Source organism: bacterium, from assembly GCA_036504735.1.
Taxonomy (GTDB): Bacteria; Electryoneota; RPQS01; order RPQS01; family RPQS01; genus DASXUQ01.
This window is the reverse complement of record DASXUQ010000019.1, coordinates 458358-475138: the sequence shown is the minus strand read 5'-3', so window position 1 is coordinate 475138 and position 16781 is coordinate 458358. Positions and strand designations below refer to the sequence as shown.

The following is a 16781-nucleotide window of genomic DNA, read 5'->3' as shown; positions in this document are numbered from 1 at the left end:
CTCCATGAAACGCACAGTTGCTGTCATCGCTGCCCTCGCCGTCATTGGCCTCTTGCTTGGCGGTTGTGCTTCTCCGGAACAACGCGCCCAGAAGCTGTTTGACCAAGGGAAGTACGAAGAAGTGCTGGCAAAGTATCCGACCACTCCGGTAGCCGAGCAGGCGAAGGAGAAGGTTGCTGAGAAGCTGTTCAACGAAGGTAAGTACGACGAAGTCGTCAAGACCTACGGCCAGACGTCTTTCGGACCCAAGGCTCAGACCGCGATGGATGAGGCTGCGGCCAAGAAGATGCTCGATGCCAAGGATTTCAACGGCGTCCTTGCCAAGTATCCGAATTCCCAGGCTGCCGCTCAGGCGCGCAACGCTCTGGCAGACCAGCTCTATGCAGACAAGAAGAACTGGGACGAGCTGATCAACAAGTACCCGAATACCCCGGCAGCCATGAAGGCCAAGAACGAATTGGCGAAGGCTGACTATGACAAGATCTTGAAGATGCCGAAGAAGAAGAAAGTCACGGCGCTCCAGGACTTCGTCAAGAACCCGAAGTACGCAGGTACCCAGGCTGTTGCCGACGCTCAGGCCGAACTGGCCAAGGTCAATGCCCCCGCTCCGGCGAAGGGTGCTGCCCCGGCCCCGAAGGCTGGCAAGACCGGCGCAAAGAAGAAGTAAGAACCCGCTTTTTCGCGGTGATCTTAAACACTCCCGGTGGGTAACCACTGGGAGTGTTTTTTTATCCTCCCCTTGCCAAATGAGACGCTTTTCCGTAGATTACCCTGTGTGAATGCGGAAATGCTGCCTCCTTTGGCCGGTCCCGAAGCCCGGATTGATCTTGCTGCCCTCGCCCGAAATGCCGCGCTGATTCAGCAGAAAGTCGGCACGCGTGGAGTCCTGGCGGTGGTCAAGTGGAATGCTTATGGCCACGGCCTGATCCCCTGTTCAAAGACGCTCGATGCCGCTGGAATTACCGGCTTTGGCGTCAGTTCTCCGCAGGATGGCGTGACGCTGCGAAAAGCAGGAATCACCAAACCGATTCTGGTGATGACCGACTGGGTGGGCAAGCCTCCCCATCTCTTTTTGGACTGGGATCTTCAGGCGGCAGCAACCTCGTGGTACAAGGTGGAATACCTCGAGTCTGTCTCCCGGACCTTGGGACGCTCCATTCCCACACATATCAAGTTTGACACGGGTCTGGGACGAGTCGGCGTTCATCACAGCGAAGCCTCTGCCGCGTTGCAGAAGATCGCACGGATGAAGCACCTGCATGTGGTCGGATTGTACTCCCATCTGGCCTATGGTGGACCGCAGGACGCCGAGCAGGGCCGGCAGCAGATCGCGATCTTCGATCAGATTGTGCGGCAGGCTGCCCAGCTTGGCTTGAATCCCGACTGGATCCATATCGCCAATTCCGCCGCCGCGCTCGCGCTTCCGGATGTCCCGGGCAACCTTGTCCGCACCGGAATTGCCCTCTACGGCCAGCCTCCTTCGCCGCAAGTGCATAACCTTCTGCCTCTCGAACCCGTCATGACACTGCTGGGCCGGGTGAAGCTCGTTCGCCGCGTGAAGCGCGGACACGGCTTTCCGACGACCCACTTCTGGACCGCACCGTTGGATGGCTGGGGAGCAGAGGTCAACCTCGGCCACAGAATCAACTACGCGCGCAGCCTCGCCGGGAAGGCTCAGGTGCTGGTGCAGGGTACACGGCGGCCACTGGTGGGAGTCATTACTCCCGACACCAGTTATGTTTTTGTGGCGGGAGCCGACCGCCCCCACATCGGAGACGAGGTCGTGTTCTGGGGCCGTCAGGGCGGCGAAACGCTGTTTCTTTTTGAGGTGGCACCATTAATCGGCGCGCTGGCCTACGAGCTGCCCACATGGCTCTCTGCGCGTCTTCCGCGAGTCTTTCAGACCGCCCCCGACGTTGCCTTTAGGGCGTGACAAAAGACTTGCGCCCAGCTACATTTAGCTGGGAACCCATTGTGATCAACAAAAGTATAAGAATACATTCTTGACACGGGAGTGTGAAATGATTTCAGGCCAGTTGAACAGGAGACGGCTGAACGTGATAAAGACCACAGTAGTTTTGTTGGCCTTGGCAATGACCGTAACTATCGGATGCAGTTCTGCGCCGAAGACACCCAAGAACGCCAATATGCTGAACTTCAGCGTCAGTGACATTAATGATCGCCCAATAGACATGCGGCAGTATCTGGGCAAGGTCGTCATTGTGGACATCTGGGATACGTGGTGTGGTCCGTGCAAGATGGAGATTCCGCATTTTGTGGACCTGTACTCGCGCTACAAGGGCAAAGGTCTGGAGATAGTCGGACTGGCGCTGGCCCGGCAGGGCAAGGATGCCGTCAAGCAGTTTACCACTCAGAATGGCGTGAACTACACCAGCGCCATCTATAATGAAGAGGCGCAGAAGCTCTTCGAACCGCCGGCAGGCATTCCCACGACTTATATCATCGATCAGAATGGCAACATCGTCGAGAAGATCGTGGGTGCCCGCGACAAGGCTTACTTCGAAGGCAAGATCAAGTCGCTGCTCAAGATTTCGTAAGGCTGGCTGCTTTCGCGCGGCCACATACATTTCAGATAGAGAGGTTTCTATGGCTGACAATACCTCGACGACGAAAGTGCAACACGTCGCCGATGCCGAATTTGCGACGACCATCAAGCAGAATCCCAACGTGGTTGTGGACTGCTATGCCGACTGGTGCGCTCCCTGCAAAATGATCGCGCCCTTTATCGAGGCGCTGGCGGACGAATACTCCGGCCGCGTGACGTTCGTCAAGCTCGACGTGGATAATAATCCGCAGACCGCGATGCAGTACCGCATTCAAGGCATCCCCACGCTGCTGTTCTTCAAGAACGGCAAGCATGTGGATTCGCAAGTGGGCGCGCTGCCCAAGCCCGCTCTGAAGAAGCGCGTGGACGATTTCCTCGCGGCGTAGCGGACGTCGATTTATCCCTGTGCAAACAGCCCTCGTCATTACTGGCGAGGGCTGTTTACGTTCCATAACCGGAGATGATCGCGCGACGGGAAACTTCTCCTATCGCACTTCGACAAATTTGTCTTTCGGCGTCGAGCAAACGGGGCAGACGGTCGCGCCCAGCGAACGCACGGTCTTGCCGCACAAAGGACAGATCATGAAGGGGATGCTGGCTCCGCCCTTGTAATCGTCAAGGTTGTGGGCTGCCTGCTGATAGACGGCAAAATGCTCCGACTCCGCGCTCATCGCATAGTGAAAACAGCGCGCGGCGTCCTCGTTCTTGTCCTTGCGGGCCTGCGTGATGAAGGCGGGATACATCGTATCCTTTTCCTTCGTCTCCTGGTCAATCGCCCACTGCACATTTTCGCGTGTCGATGCCACGCCGGGAGTTACCATCTCGAGAGTCGTGGCGCCGCCCATGCCCTTGAGCAGGGCCGCGTAGTTCGCCGCGTGAACTTCTTCGGCGCGCGCAATTGCGCGGAACATGCTGGCGACCTGCTTGTAACCCTCGGCATCCGCCTTGTCCGCAAAAGCCAGATAGCGCGCGCGATCGCCATACTCTGCCTGGTACGCCGCCTCAAGATTCGTCATCGTCTTGGTGGTGCGTCCGTGCTGCGTCAGCGCGGTCGTTGCCGTCTGTTGTTTATCTTCGCTCCTGGCGGTCGATGCCATCACCAGCAGTAAAGCAACGCCGCCCCAAACGGCAAGAAATCTTACAAATCTCACGTGACACTCTCCTCCATCTGTTCTCATAACGGGTCAGGTGGCTACCGGAGCAGTGCGAGGTACAACAAGGATCTAACGATTTCCAAATTACCTAAGTTCCTAACCGAACTTGCCCAAATGTTGCCAAGCAGGAGTATTCAGTCCTGAACATTCAGGTTGAACCCTTGTCCCAAACGGTAGCTGGCAAAAATTGAATAATCAATTGCAGCCCGCATCGCTCCGTATTTTCCGGCTACAGAACAAAATGAAAAAAAGGAAAGCAATCTGCTTTCCCTTTTTCCGATCATCTGTTCTATGGTGTCAGGCGCGCTTCTTCAGTTCCTTGTCAATCCAAAGGATCGAGGACATGCGCTCATCTACCTGCTCGATCTTCGTTAGAATCTCCATCGCCTGCTCTTCCTCTTCGATCTGCTCATTAACAAACCATTGCAGCATCACCTGCGTACGGTAGTCCTTCTCCGCCAGAGCCTGCTCATAGAGGCCGTGGATCTTCGACGTAATCATACGCTCATGCTCCAGCACGGCGACAAATATCTGCTTGGGTGTTCCGAAGTCTATCGGCGGCTGATCAACGGCCTCGAGTCTCACCGGAACTCCAAGTTGCAAGAGGTAGTCGAAAAACTTCAACCCGTGCCCGCGCTCCTCGTCGGCCTGCACCCGCATCCAATGCGCGAAGCCTTTCAGATTCTGCCGGTCGCAGAAAGCGCTCATGGCCAGATACAACTGGCTGGAATATAACTCGTGCTTAATCTGGCTGTTCAAAGCCCCTATCATATTCTCGCTGATCATTCTAATTATCTCCTTGGATTTAGTTCGAATATCCCGCTCTGCTGCATAAATTGATTTTCAAATGTACACTACTTGCCCAAATAAAACAAGCGGAACACCGCCCCTGTTCCGCTTGTACCCTCGCCTTGGCGAACTACATAATATTTAATTTCACAAAGATTTCTGACCCTCCGGCAATTCCTGACCAACTGACCCATGCGTTAGAGGCGCAACGCGGGAAAAACGTTCGGAAAGAACCCATCACATGAGCCCGCAGGCTTGGGTAAAGCCCAGTGAACACGTTGGTTCAATCGACAAGTCAGCAGGGGAAAGACGAAGAGCCCGGCTTGACATTGTTGGCGTCAGCGTCTATATTACCAACGTTAACCTCCTGGACGGAGTGGTTCGATCAGATTCGGTCCGGTCGCCTGAGCCTGATCATTTTCATGTGGAGAAGAATCGACGCGTATAATATAGACCGTCCCGGTGGGTGGCGCATAGGCAGGATCGTGAAAGCGGTCCTGCCTTTTTTATTCCCGAAATTCGAGGGACGTTGTCAATCTCTTCCCAAACTCTCGCATGGCAGTGGCGGGTCAGTCGTTGGCTTTTTTCTTGAGTTTCGAGTAAGGATTGAGTATCTTCCACTATGCACCCTGCGACACCCGCACAGAAAACCTTCGCCCACGGCTTTCCTCCCGCTCTGGAAGAACTCCGTACGCTGCCCGACTTTGTCGAGCCCGATCTGGTGCTCGGCCTTTACGGGTTGCTGCGTGCCGCCGGCGTGAGTATCATCTATTGCGAAGCAGATGTACTCTCGGGCAATGCGGCGCAGTTCATCTACAGCCGCGAGCATCCGGAGTGTGCGCAACTATCGTTTGTCGCGCCCGTCGAGACTCTGTTCCGCGCCCTGGATATGACGTGGAAGGAAGTGACTCCTTCCGGATCATCCGCCGCCTTTGCCGTGATCCGCGATTGGATTGCTCAAGGCCGCCTGACTCTGGCGCGTTTCAAAGAACCGATTCTGATCTACGGCTTCGCGCAAGCCGACTCTCATTGCTGTCTGCTCGGCGCCAGGCCGCGCGCGCGTCTGCAGGAAGAGATGATCTCTCAGGCGGACTGCGACCGCAAGTATTGGCGCTATCCGCTGGATGAAGGAAATGTGCTGATCTGTGTGGATGAAGCGCCGCGCCAGATCGACAATCTCACCAGCCTTGCCTGCACAGCGGCGCGCCGCGCCGTCCGGCTGTGGCATATGGCCAATCTGGCAGGGTGCTCCATCGGGGATCATGCTTACCGCCGCCTTACGGCGGACGTGGCCGATTCGGATGTGGACTTTACCAGCGAGCGCACATCGGCGTGGATGGGAGCCGCACTGTGGAAGCAGTGGACCGCTCGCGCCAGTTCACAACAGTTTTTCAAACGGGTTGCGCCCCGCTTCGGCGGGAAGGACCGCGGCGCCGTAGAAAAGGCTGCATTCTGCTATGAGCAATGTGTGGAGAGCTGGAAGCACTGGGCGCAGTATCTCGGTCCCACGTGGAGCCACAACCGCCACGGATTCATCCCCTCGTACCCGGACGATTTCGTGGCCCGCTGGCGTAATCCGGAATTGCGCGCCAAAGGCTCGCACTGGATCGAAGAGGCCCGCGGTTGGGAAGAGAAAGCGATCGGAGAACTGACAAAGATCCTGCGGTAGCCGGAAAACTTGCTGCGGCACGGGCCAGACGGCTCAAGAAGGGCGCACACCCCTGAGCATCTGACCCGACCGCGTCACAAGAGTCTCGCCGCGAAGGCGGCGAACCATCCGCGCTCGAGACGCAGATGGATTTACTTGAGAAAGGCGGCCTAAGCCGCCTTTCCCTTTGGCAAAAGCAAAAACACACGTAGAGAAGTTGTCCGAGACGTAAATTGCGTGAAAGGAGAGGATCCTTTTAAGACGGGTTACTAAGGTCGGAACTTACTGGTGCGGAAGAGCGACGTCGCCTGAACCGAACGTGCTGACTCCCCTGATGTTCCTGAGGTGCGGTGTGTTTTTGCTCGCTATCCGATACCCGAAAGGTGTCTAAGTTGATGCCGAAGGCGCGAATCTTGTAATGAAGGTTGCGGCGGCCGATGCCAAGGTGCTGCGCCGCGTCGGATACGTTTCCGCGGTGCAGCCGCAGCGCGCTTGTAATCACGCGTATTTCATAGTCGTCCCGCGCCTGCTGAAATTTCTGGCTCTTCGGACTGGCGGGCGGCCGCGCGCTCTGTTCGGGCGGAATTTCCGGCAGGCTGTCCTCTTCGGCTGTGCTGATGGGAAGAGTGCCTAAGCCGCTGGCGGAGAATTCCGAGACCAGAATCACGATGTCGCAAAGATTCAGAATTCGTTCCACGGTCTCCGCACGCTCATCGCGCAGGAAGAAGACCGGAGCCACAAAGTGGCGCGCGCGGAAGAAGGGAATGAAGTCTTGCCAGTTCCGGTCCTCCTCGCCCAAGGCCACAAACATGGCGCGAAGCGAGATCCGCTTCAGTTCGCTGGCCGCCAACTGCATGTCATGGAGCACAAGGGGAGAGGTCTCGGATTCTGCCCGGCCCGCAACGCGGGATTCCCAAACGCTTCCACGGTGGCAGATCAGCAGGACTTGAGATCGGTCAGCATGACTGGAGCTGAGCGGACTGGACGTGGATTCAATGGTCATGCGCAAGCCAATAGCAGAAGCCGGAAGGGTCAAAAATGAAACGCAAGTGGAATATATCATTTTGTCAAGCGAAGTCAATGGGTCAAAAGGGTCATCGAGTTTTATAACTTCAATAATTTCCGCGACCTCCTGTTTGACATCGAAGTTGTGAAGGCATAACCGAAAAAATGGCGTGTTATATGCGGAAAAACACCAAGCCCACACCAGTTGATGTGGGCTTTATGCAAATATTATTTTCACAATTGCTAATTTAACAAGATGTTAAATTATCTCAAAAGCACCACTTTTACTGCGGAAAGTGGCCTATTATGCAGCAAACCCACATCTTTATAGAAACTCAGCGTGAGTCTTACGAATAGCGCTTCTTCAGCCGCTTGTACATGATGTAGAAGGGCAGTTCGAGAGCGACCCAGCCGTAAATCAGAAAATTGGCCGAGATCGGGAAGCGGTTGTCATACAGATAGTCCGGAATGATTGGCCGCAGATAGTTGGGCATCTCCAGCATGAACGACCACATGCCGATGGGCAGCAGGAACCGCTTCTTGGGATTGGTCAGGATGTCCACATACTCGCCCTTTATCTTGGCGACGATGGTGCTGCGCACCACCATGGAACCGATGACCACCAGAATCGACGTTTGCCAAACGTCAATGATGGCCATGCTGGTGTCATTCCAGAAGTTCTGACCGATGCCTGTCGCCTGAATGCTGGGCAGAATTCCTTTCATCATCACCGCCATATCGAGCACCAGCATCACCACAAAGGTGGATTTGCGCAGGTTTCCGGCGAGGGCCAGCACCCAGACAAACCAGAGGAACTCGAAGACGGCGACCACCAGACGAATATCCCAACCCGACAGCACATCGAAAAAGAGGCAGAGTTCGAAACCGAAGTCCAACAGTAGAGGAATAAAGAACAACGGGCCAAGGCCGCGAGCCAGAAAGATCGCGGCGAGGAAGGCAACGAGGTAGAGACCGTATGACCAGGTCAACTGCGGCAGGCCCCTTGCTTTGGATACTCCGTCCGATTCAACGTTCGGCGGTCACTGAGCGCGCGAACGACGCCGGAAACTACGAACTCACCTGCCACTCCTGTGGCCGGATGATAACCTCGATTTGAATTCTGCGCTTGCTCTTACGCAGCGCCACGATGCGTGAAGAAATCGTATTCTCCATTTTCATCACCACCGGCAGCACTTCAGTGCGCAGCATGGTGTTCAGGCTGGCCAGTTCATCCTCATCGGAAATCTGGGAGATGCGCGCCGCGCAATCGGACAGAATGCCGAGGCTCTTGCTGAGCTTCAGCACGTGGGGAATCAGATCTTGATCCGCCACATTGGCCAGTTCATCACCTTTCAACTCCGCGATGTACTGATGCAGAATGCCGTTCAACTCCGCCCCGTAGCCGATGCGGCGGATGGCCTGAAAGAGCGGCACCATGTCATCCGCTCCGAGCTTGCCGTCACGATTGGGACACAACCGGGCCGCCAGTGTGCTCTCGCTGATACCCATGTCACGCGCTACGGCGCGGATAAGGCGCTTTTCGTGCAGCCAATCGTACAACGCCTGTGTAACAGAATACGACATACCATTCCTCCCTTGCCAACCATGAGTCTCCGGACCGTCATGGCCACCTACTGTGCAGGTTCTTGCCGTGGTAGCAAGTCACTGGTTTTTAAATAGGATGCGCCATGTCCGGAAAGCAGTGCTAAGTTGTCTTTTCCACACATAGTCAATCTAAAGAACATCGTCCCGAAAATCAATAGCCAGTTATTCAAAACTGATTTTGACCAAAAAAATGTGCATATTCTGTTCTTAGAACAGAGATTACCGCATATTAACCTTTTGTGAAACAAAGGAATAGTTCGCTACTCGCCAGACCATTGAACATGTCTGATTCTGCGAACAAAATGCCTGCCCTTGTGGTGGCGACCCTCGCATCGTTCCTGACACCCTTCACAGTGTCCTCTATCACGGTAGCATTACCCTCCATCGGCAAGGATTTCGCCATTGACGCCTTGACCTTGGTCGGGTCTGCTGCTGTTTGTCTGGGGAGAATCCCGCACGGAATCGCCGGTGCTGAATGTGCGGGTCTTCCGCGGGAATGTGCCGTTTCTCTTTTCGAATATCGCGGCGCTGATTAAAAGTTTTTGGGTGCCGTGAAGACCGATTTCAGCATTTCAACTGCCCTTTGCCTCGCAGGCATACTTGTCTCGCTTGCCCGTGGCAAGGTGCGGCAGTAACAACTTATCCATAGAATTAGGAAAGCAACTCCCGTGAAGAACCTCTTCTGTGCCTCACACCTGTTCCTGATCTTTCTGATGGTTGCGTCCCCCCTCCATGCCGTGGAACCGCTGACCATAGCGGCGGCCGTGGATACCCCGCTGTATGTAAATCCGTTCGTGTACACTGTAACGGCGCCGCGCATGGAGATTCCCTTGCGCCAGAGCCCCGCGGCCACAACTGTGGTCACGGACGAGCAGCTTCAGGCCATGCCGCGCACGATTGCGGTGGATGAAGCCGTCAAGCTGGTGCCCGGTGTGCGTGTCGAAAATCAGGCCGACGGTTCGCGCGTGCATATGTCGATTCGCGGACAGGGAATCCTGACAGAGCGCGGCATTCGCGGCATCAAGATTTTGCTGGATGGTCTGCCGTTGAATGATCCGACCGGCTTTGCGCCGGATCTGTACGACGTGGACTGGGCGACGGTGCAGCGCCTGGAAGTGCTGCGCGGGCCGGCGGCGGCGCTCTACGGTGGCGGCTCATCGGGCGGCGTGGTTAACATTACCACACAGGACGGGCCGGAAAAACCGCTGGGCGGCGAGATCTACAGCAACGCGGGCTCTTACAATTTCGAAAAGGCCCTCGGACAGATCGGCGGCACCAGCGGTGATGTCAACTACCGCGTCTCCGCCTCGCGCATGCAGAGTGACGGCTACCGGGTGCACACGGCTTATCATGGCAACAACATCTATGCAAAACTCCGCTGGGATCCAACGCCCAGTGTCCGCATTACGCCCATCTTCGCATGGACCGAATATTTCAACGAGAATGCCGAAGGCCTGAATGCCTTGCAGGTGCAGCAGGATCGCCGCATGGCCAACCCCGATGCCGTGCCATTCAATGAATATCAGCTCACGCGCCGCTTCACCAATGGACTTTCCGGTGTAATCAAACTTCCGCGCCAGCAGGATATTCAGTTCAATGGCTTCTTCCGCATGAGCCTGTTCGAAGAAGCCGTGCCGTCTTCGGTGCAGCATCGCACCTTCCTGACTCCCGGCGCGTCTGTGCAGTACAACCGCCACTGCGATTTCGGCTGGGTCAAAAACCATGTGAGCCTCGGCAGCGATGTGCAGGGCCAGAATATCGCCGAGAACCGTTTCAAGAATCTGGGCCGCGCGCGGCAGGACACTCTGCTCTCCAATCAGAGCATCAACCAGAACACTATCGGCGCGTTTCTGCTGGACCGCGTGGAACTGGGGTCGCAGTGGAGTGTGAACGCGGGTCTGCGCTATGACCATATTCGCAATTCGCTGCTCGATGACAAGGCCGATGCGCAGGACCTGTCCGGCAAGGCCAACTTCGAAAAGACGACCGCCCGCTTCGGAGCGGCATTCACACCGCGCCGCGAATGGAACCTCTATGCCAACTGGGGCCAGGGTTTTCTGCCGCCGGCCACGGAAGAATTGGCCAACAATCCCGCACAGCAGGGCGGCTTCAACGCGGGACTGGCTGCGGCGACGTCACAGGGCGAGGAACTCGGTGTGCGCGGGGAAATCGGCCAGAGCGTCTACTACGACGTAACGGGTTTCCATCTGCAGACGGACAAGGACTTCGACCGCTACCGCATCTCCTCGCGTCCGCTCGAAACCTTTTACCGCAATCTCGGTTCCAGCCGCCGCTATGGTGTGGAGACATTGCTCGGCTGGTCCCCGGTCAAATCCGTGCTGGTGCAGGCCGCCTACACCTACTCCGATTTCACCTACACCAAACCCGACACCTTCAAAGGTAACCGCCTGCCCAATTCTCCAGTGCATATGACTTACGTGGACGTGGAGTGGAGACCGGTGGCGGATCTGCGGATCGGCGCGAGCAGCGAAATGCAGAGCAAGTGGACGATTGATTCGCAAAATTCGGTCTTCGTCAACGGCTACACACTCTATCATCTGCGGGCCGCCTATGGTTGGAGCATCGCCGGCATGAACCTCGAGATCGCCGCCTCGGTGCGGAACATTCTGAACACGCCGTACATCGCTTTCACCGAGCCCGATCCCGATGGCAACTCCTATCAGCCAGCCCCCCGCGCGGAGTACTTCGGCAGCCTGCGGCTGGCCTTGTAGAAAAAACATGTTATCGCATCAAAAAAGAAAAGGACGCACCGGTCAGTGCGCCCTTTTGCGTTTCGAAAAGATAAGGCAGTTTACTTCAGAAGCAGCAGTTTATGCGACGTGTTGAAGTGCGCACTCTGGAGACGGACAAAGTAGATGCCCGTTGCAAGATCTCCGGCATCCACGTTCAGGCGGTGGGTGCCCGCAGCATAATTGCCTTCGGAGAGCGATCTTACCAGCCGTCCGGTGACGTCGTAGATTCCCAGCCGCACATGTCCCGCTTCTTTCAGACTGAAGACCAGCGTGGTGCTCGGGTTGAAGGGATTGGGATAGGCGCTCAGCGAATACTCCGCAGGAAGAAGGGATTCGGTGGCCACGGCGCTGCGCTGCAGGTCGCGATGCTCTGTGCGGTTGCCGTTGGCATCCACGCTGACCAGATAATACCAGTAGGTCTGGCCGGTGGTCACGTGAGTATCTACATAGTCATAGCGGTGTCCGCCGGCCGTGTTCCCCGCGGAGGTTACACTGGTAATGCGCTCGAACGTGCCGCTCTTGTCGGTGGCGCGCAGAATTTCGAAATGGTCATTGTCGGTTTCCGAAGCGGTGGCAAAGGCCAGCCGGATTCCATCGGTGGTCGCGGTAACATCGAAAGATGAAAGTTCCACGGGAAGCGGGCCGTCGATGTAGCCGCTGCTGTCGCCCGCCATCCATCGGACCCGGTCGCTGCATGTGGGATGGTGAAGCCAGAAGGTGCCCAGCGAGCCTTCCGTCAGCCCCTGCATGGCAGTGAAGACCACCGAATCGGGATAGTTCTGCGCAACCCAGCCATGATACTGGGCCTCGTCGCTGACCGAACCCGTGGTGCCGGGGCAAAGATTGCTGAAGACCAGATGATTGACGACGCCGCTCACCTGATGTAGCGTGTAGCCCCAATCCGGCGGGCCGGACTGCTCAAGGGTGAGATAGCCGCGCGCGGGGATGGGTGTCCCCATCCCCCAAATAGTCATGTCATCGAAGAAGAAGCCCGCGTAGTTCACAGAGGCGTCGGAACCGAACGTGAAGCGGAAGATCGGCGTCTGGCCAAGCAGCACCACAATGGGGATAACGGTGTGACGCCACTGCGGGCTGAGCGAGCCCGTCCAGCACGCTTCGTCAGGAATACACGTGTTGACGCTAAGGGTGGTGCCATCATAACCATCCTGAGATGCGAAGATCATCCAACTGTTTCCGTTGTCGGTGCTCACCTTGAAGTTGCAGCCGTCGTAAGCCTGTTCGATCTGCGACCAATACCAGAACTCAATCTGTGCGTTATCGCTGACCACTTGCAGACCCAGATTCAGATCAAGCGTGCCGCACGCGTTAGCCGGATAGTTGTCGTTCAATCCGGTGCCCCACACATTCGCGCCGCTATGCGCCGTCGGACCATTCGGATTGATGACAGGACCCCATTGCCAGATCTCATTGCTGGGCACCCACTGGCCGTTGTCGATGTCAAAGGACTGCTGGTAGCTTGGATTGCCGATCGTCAGCGTAACCGTCGTAGAGCTGCTGAGAAGATCGCCCCACTTCGCGCGCACAAAGTAGGTGTAGACGCCGGGTACCGTGTTTTCGTGCGCGAAGGTCTGCACGCCATGTGCCACATGGCCGGCGAAATTAGACGGGTCCTCGCCGCCGAGGTAAATAAGAATGCTGTCCGGTATCAGCGGATTGCCGTTGGTGTCGTGATCCGGATCGGTCCAGGTCAGGGTAACATTCGGGGCGGTGTACGTCGCATGCAGATTGGTTACCGGATTGGGGAGGCTATTCTCCGCCGTGATGCGGTAGGCGGATGGATTGACGGGAACCGTTCCTGTTCCATCATAGCACAGTTGCAGGGCTGACGTGCCGGTCTGGTTCTCGATGCCGATGGTGCAACTGGTAGCATCGAAGAGATCTGCATACTGCAGCACGACCGTGCCGCTGTCGTAGAGGATGACCTGAAACGTGTTCGGTCCCCCCATGCCGTAATGGGGCACATCGACCCAACTCACGATGAAACGCTGGTTGGCCGCATCCGCATAGTAATAAATCGTTCCGGAGATGTTGGTGATGAGGTCATCCCAGAAGGCGTAAACCGCCGTGTTCGGCTCGAGCGGGTTGGGGATGGATGACTCGATATAGGAAGTCTGCGAGCTGGTAAACGACAGAAATCCGTTGGTGCAGATCCGAACTGAGTTGTAATGATGATCGTAGAACGGAAAGTTGAACCCAAGATCATAGGGTCCGAAACTCATATCGTCGCCCGTAGGGAGAATATTTCCGAAACTGGAAATGTCCACCCAGTCGTAGGTCACCGGCTGAACGATGTACTCGTCGAGCACGTGGCGCGGCGGCCTTGTTGGAGACGTGTTCCCTGCGGCCATCTGCTTGGCGCGAGCCAGAGCATTCAGAATGTCGATATGGCTTGTGGTGGTGGCGTTGATCCGCTCCGCCAAAGCCACGTCCTCAGCGGTGCGCATCACTCCGCTGGTTGCCTTCGCCTTCAGTCGGGCGATGTCCGCCTCGGAAACCGGTGTTGCGGCGTAAACCGCCACGCCGATCAGTAGCAGAGAAATTACAACCGATAGCCCTAAATGCCTCATGATCGAAGCCTCCTGGTTGAGAAAATGCCTAACATCAGCAGAACTAAGATGAAACTGCATTCTCACGACGTCTGATGCAAGTGAATGCGCCTTGTTCAAGGTAGGCCGATCTATTCAGGAAGGCAAGCAGCATTGTGTAGCTCATGAATATCATGTGGACATTTATGAGTATTCCCGCGTATACTTAGTAGCATTTGAAGGCAATAAGAATACGAAATTACAGACCTATGAGTCTTGAAACAGGTGCGCGTGAAAGGATGTTATGAACCGGACGGCGCGAATCTGACGACCGAAGGCTGTAGAACCACTTGCGAAAGAGGCAACTATTCCCGATATTTAGACATATATACCGTTTGAAAGCGGTGGGGAAACGACCGAAAAATCAGGAGCTTATATCATGGTGCGTGTGGAATCCACACCCGAATTTGTCCAGACCGTCTATCGGAAGTCTGCTGAACGTATTGCCGCTGCGCGTGCGCGTCTCGGACGGCCCTTGTCCTATGCCGAAAAGCTGATCTTTGGGCACCTCGATGACCTCTCGGGAGACATTACGCCGGGCAAGGCTTACATTAGCCTGAGGCCGGATCGCGTGGCCATGCAGGATGCCACCGCACAGATGGCGCTCTTGCAATTCATGTCCGCCGGACTCAAGCAGGCCGCCGTGCCCTCGACCGTGCACTGTGATCACCTGATTCTGGCGCGGGAAGGCTCGGCCAAGGATCTGCCCAACGCCATGAACATGAATCAGGAAGTGTATGATTTTCTGCGCACGGTCTCGGCCAAGTTCGGCATCGGTTTCTGGAAGCCGGGCGCGGGCATTATCCATCAGGTGGTGCTCGAGCAGTATGCTTTTCCCGGCGGCATGATGATCGGCACCGATTCCCATACGCCCAACGCCGGCGGCCTTGGCATGTTTGCCTCGGGCGTCGGCGGCGCGGATGCGGTGGATGTGATGGCCGGATTGCCGTGGGAAGTGCTGATGCCCAAGCGCATCGGTGTGCGCCTCACGGGTAAGCTGCACGGCTGGACCGCACCCAAGGATGTGATCCTGGCGCTGCTCGGTATTCTCACCGTCAAGGGCGGCACCAATGCCGTCATCGAATATTTCGGACCGGGAACGGAATCCATCTCCTGCACGGGCAAGGCGACGATCACCAACATGGGCGCGGAACTTGGGGCCACCACGTCGGTCTTCCCTTATGACACGCGCATGGAAACCTACCTGCACTCCACGGATCGCGCCGCCATTGCCAACCTGGCCAATGCCAATCGCGCGCTGATTACCGCCGATCCCGAAGTGCTGGCCTCGCCGGACAAGTTCTTTGATCGCGTGGTGGAAATCGATCTGGACACGCTCGAGCCGCACGTCGTTGGGCCGCATAGCCCCGATGCCGCGCGTCCCATCTCCAAGTGGGCGGCGGATGCCAAAGCCGCGGGCTGGCCGCTGAAGTTCACCAGCGCGCTGATCGGTTCCTGCACCAACTCCTCCTACGAAGACATCACCCGCGCCGCGGACGTGGCCTCGCAGGCCGAAAAGCACGGCGCGAAGTTGAATGCACCGCTTTATGTCAGCCCGGGCAGCGAGACCGTGTTCGAGACCATCCGCCGCGACGGCCAGTTGGAAGTGCTGGAGAAAGCCGGCGCCACTGTGCTGGCCAACGCTTGCGGCCCGTGCATCGGCCAGTGGAAGCGCGACGACATCAAGGACGGCGAGAGCAATTCCATCATCTCGTCGTACAATCGCAATTTCCCCGGACGCAACGACGGCAATCCCAACACGCTTTCGTTTATCACCAGCCCCGAAATCACCGTCGCTTACGCTCTGGCCGGCACGATGGATTTCGATCCGCAGAAGGATACGCTTCCCGGCGCGAACTTCAAGCTGAATGCTCCGGCTCCCGCGCCTGAAGTTCCCACGAAAGGATTTGTAAAGGACACCACCGGCTATCTGGCACCGCCGGAAGATGCCGGTGATGTGAAGGTCTCAGTCAAGGTGGATTCGAACCGTTTGCAGGAACTGAAGGCCTTTGCCCCGTGGAACGGACAGGATTACACCAAACTGCCGCTACTCTTGAAGACCAAGGGCAAGACCACCACCGATCACATTTCCCCCGCCGGCAAGTGGCTGAAGTTCCGTGGCCATCTGGACAACATCTCCGACAACATGTTTGCCGGTGCGATCAATGCCTTCACGTCCGAAGCCGGCAAGGCCACGCATCCGCTGAGCGGCGAGAAAGGTCTGGAAGTCTCTAAGATCGCGCGTGATCTGAAATCGCAGGGTCTGCGCTGGGTCGTCGTTGGTGATGAGAACTACGGCGAAGGCTCCTCGCGTGAGCACGCCGCCATGTCCCCTCGTTATCTTGGCGGCGCAGCCGTTATCACCCGCAGTTTCGCCCGCATTCACGAGTCCAATCTGAAGAAGCAGGGCATTCTGCCCTTCACCTTCGAGAACAGTGCCGACTATGAAAAGGTGCGCGAAGGCGACCGTATTTCGATTCTCGGTCTGAAGGATCTTGCCCCCGGCAAGCCGGTGAAGATGGTGCTCACGCATACCGATGGCCGCACCGAGGAGGTGATGCTGAAGCAGTCTCTGAATCAGGAGCAGATCGAGTGGTTCCGCGAAGGCGGCGCTCTCAATGCCATGCGCAAGAAGATGACCGCCTAAAGGACGTC

General features: G+C 56.7%; 13 protein-coding genes. 7 read left to right on the top strand and 6 right to left on the bottom strand.

Annotated elements, in window-relative coordinates; all coding sequences use genetic code 11:
* From VGL38_16370 to trxA, 4 genes are all read left to right on the top strand, one after another.
* Positions 1 to 667: hypothetical protein (locus VGL38_16370; GenBank protein HEY3297010.1), on the top strand; the 667-nt coding region annotated here is incomplete at its 5' end.
* A 120-nt stretch (positions 668 to 787) separates the two neighbouring features.
* Complete coding sequence (gene alr / locus VGL38_16365) at positions 788 to 1933, top strand: alanine racemase (GenBank protein ID HEY3297009.1); 1146 nt, start codon at positions 788 to 790, stop codon at positions 1931 to 1933.
* Positions 1934 to 2057: 124 nt separating this feature from the next.
* Positions 2058 to 2558, top strand: a complete 501-nt coding sequence (locus tag VGL38_16360) for a TlpA disulfide reductase family protein (protein HEY3297008.1) — start codon at positions 2058 to 2060, stop codon at positions 2556 to 2558.
* A gap of 49 nt (positions 2559 to 2607) precedes the next feature.
* Positions 2608 to 2952 carry a thioredoxin gene (gene trxA, locus VGL38_16355; GenBank protein ID HEY3297007.1) on the top strand — a complete coding sequence of 115 codons (345 nt, stop codon included), beginning with the start codon at positions 2608 to 2610 and terminating at the stop codon, positions 2950 to 2952.
* A gap of 99 nt (positions 2953 to 3051) precedes the next feature.
* Here the strand turns inward: trxA and VGL38_16350 are convergent, their stop codons facing one another.
* Together VGL38_16350 and VGL38_16345 are read right to left on the bottom strand one after the other, a co-directional pair.
* On the bottom strand, positions 3052 to 3717 hold the full coding sequence (locus VGL38_16350; protein HEY3297006.1) for a rubrerythrin family protein: 666 nt from the start codon (positions 3715 to 3717) through the stop codon (positions 3052 to 3054).
* Between the two features lie 300 nt (positions 3718 to 4017).
* The gene (locus VGL38_16345; GenBank protein HEY3297005.1) at positions 4018 to 4506 is read right to left on the bottom strand and encodes a ferritin; all 489 of its coding nucleotides are present in this window, start codon (positions 4504 to 4506) and stop codon (positions 4018 to 4020) included.
* Between the two features lie 625 nt (positions 4507 to 5131).
* Here VGL38_16345 and VGL38_16340 point away from each other — a divergent pair.
* The gene (locus VGL38_16340) at positions 5132 to 6178 is read left to right on the top strand and encodes a hypothetical protein (protein ID HEY3297004.1); all 1047 of its coding nucleotides are present in this window, start codon (positions 5132 to 5134) and stop codon (positions 6176 to 6178) included.
* Between the two features lie 235 nt (positions 6179 to 6413).
* Here VGL38_16340 and VGL38_16335 read toward each other — a convergent pair whose 3' ends face one another.
* The 3 genes from VGL38_16335 to VGL38_16325 all read right to left on the bottom strand — a co-directional run bounded on the left by VGL38_16335 (position 6414) and on the right by VGL38_16325 (position 8746).
* Complete coding sequence (locus VGL38_16335) at positions 6414 to 7160, bottom strand: helix-turn-helix domain-containing protein (GenBank protein ID HEY3297003.1); 747 nt, start codon at positions 7158 to 7160, stop codon at positions 6414 to 6416.
* Between the two features lie 349 nt (positions 7161 to 7509).
* Positions 7510 to 8151, bottom strand: coding sequence for a hypothetical protein (locus VGL38_16330; GenBank protein HEY3297002.1), 642 nt, complete (start codon positions 8149 to 8151; stop codon positions 7510 to 7512).
* A gap of 79 nt (positions 8152 to 8230) precedes the next feature.
* A complete protein-coding gene (locus tag VGL38_16325) occupies positions 8231 to 8746 on the bottom strand; it encodes a hypothetical protein (protein HEY3297001.1) in 516 nt (171 codons plus the stop codon).
* A 689-nt stretch (positions 8747 to 9435) separates the two neighbouring features.
* On the opposite strand from VGL38_16325, the gene VGL38_16320 reads away from it, so the two are divergent.
* A complete protein-coding gene (locus VGL38_16320; GenBank protein ID HEY3297000.1) occupies positions 9436 to 11499 on the top strand; it encodes a TonB-dependent receptor in 2064 nt (687 codons plus the stop codon).
* An 80-nt stretch (positions 11500 to 11579) separates the two neighbouring features.
* Here VGL38_16320 and VGL38_16315 read toward each other — a convergent pair whose 3' ends face one another.
* Complete coding sequence (locus tag VGL38_16315; protein HEY3296999.1) at positions 11580 to 14108, bottom strand: T9SS type A sorting domain-containing protein; 2529 nt, start codon at positions 14106 to 14108, stop codon at positions 11580 to 11582.
* 397 nt (positions 14109 to 14505) lie between these two features.
* Here VGL38_16315 and VGL38_16310 point away from each other — a divergent pair, with 397 nt between their 5' ends.
* On the top strand, positions 14506 to 16773 hold the full coding sequence (locus VGL38_16310; GenBank protein HEY3296998.1) for an aconitate hydratase: 2268 nt from the start codon (positions 14506 to 14508) through the stop codon (positions 16771 to 16773).
* Positions 16774 to 16781: the final 8 nt, after the last annotated feature.

Excerpts from the sequence above, each read along its gene's own strand:
- VGL38_16335 (HEY3297003.1), bottom strand. The coding sequence starts at position 7,160 with ATGACCATTGAATCCACGTCCAGTCCGCTCAGCTCCAGTCATGCTGAC.
- VGL38_16325 (HEY3297001.1), bottom strand. The coding sequence starts at position 8,746 with ATGTCGTATTCTGTTACACAGGCGTTGTACGATTGGCTGCACGAAAAG.
- VGL38_16345 (HEY3297005.1), bottom strand. The coding sequence starts at position 4,506 with ATGATCAGCGAGAATATGATAGGGGCTTTGAACAGCCAGATTAAGCAC.
- VGL38_16310 (HEY3296998.1), top strand. The coding sequence starts at position 14,506 with ATGGTGCGTGTGGAATCCACACCCGAATTTGTCCAGACCGTCTATCGG.
- VGL38_16340 (HEY3297004.1), top strand. The coding sequence starts at position 5,132 with ATGCACCCTGCGACACCCGCACAGAAAACCTTCGCCCACGGCTTTCCT.
- alr (HEY3297009.1), top strand. The coding sequence starts at position 788 with ATGCTGCCTCCTTTGGCCGGTCCCGAAGCCCGGATTGATCTTGCTGCC.
- trxA (HEY3297007.1), top strand. The coding sequence starts at position 2,608 with ATGGCTGACAATACCTCGACGACGAAAGTGCAACACGTCGCCGATGCC.
- VGL38_16315 (HEY3296999.1), bottom strand. The coding sequence starts at position 14,108 with ATGAGGCATTTAGGGCTATCGGTTGTAATTTCTCTGCTACTGATCGGC.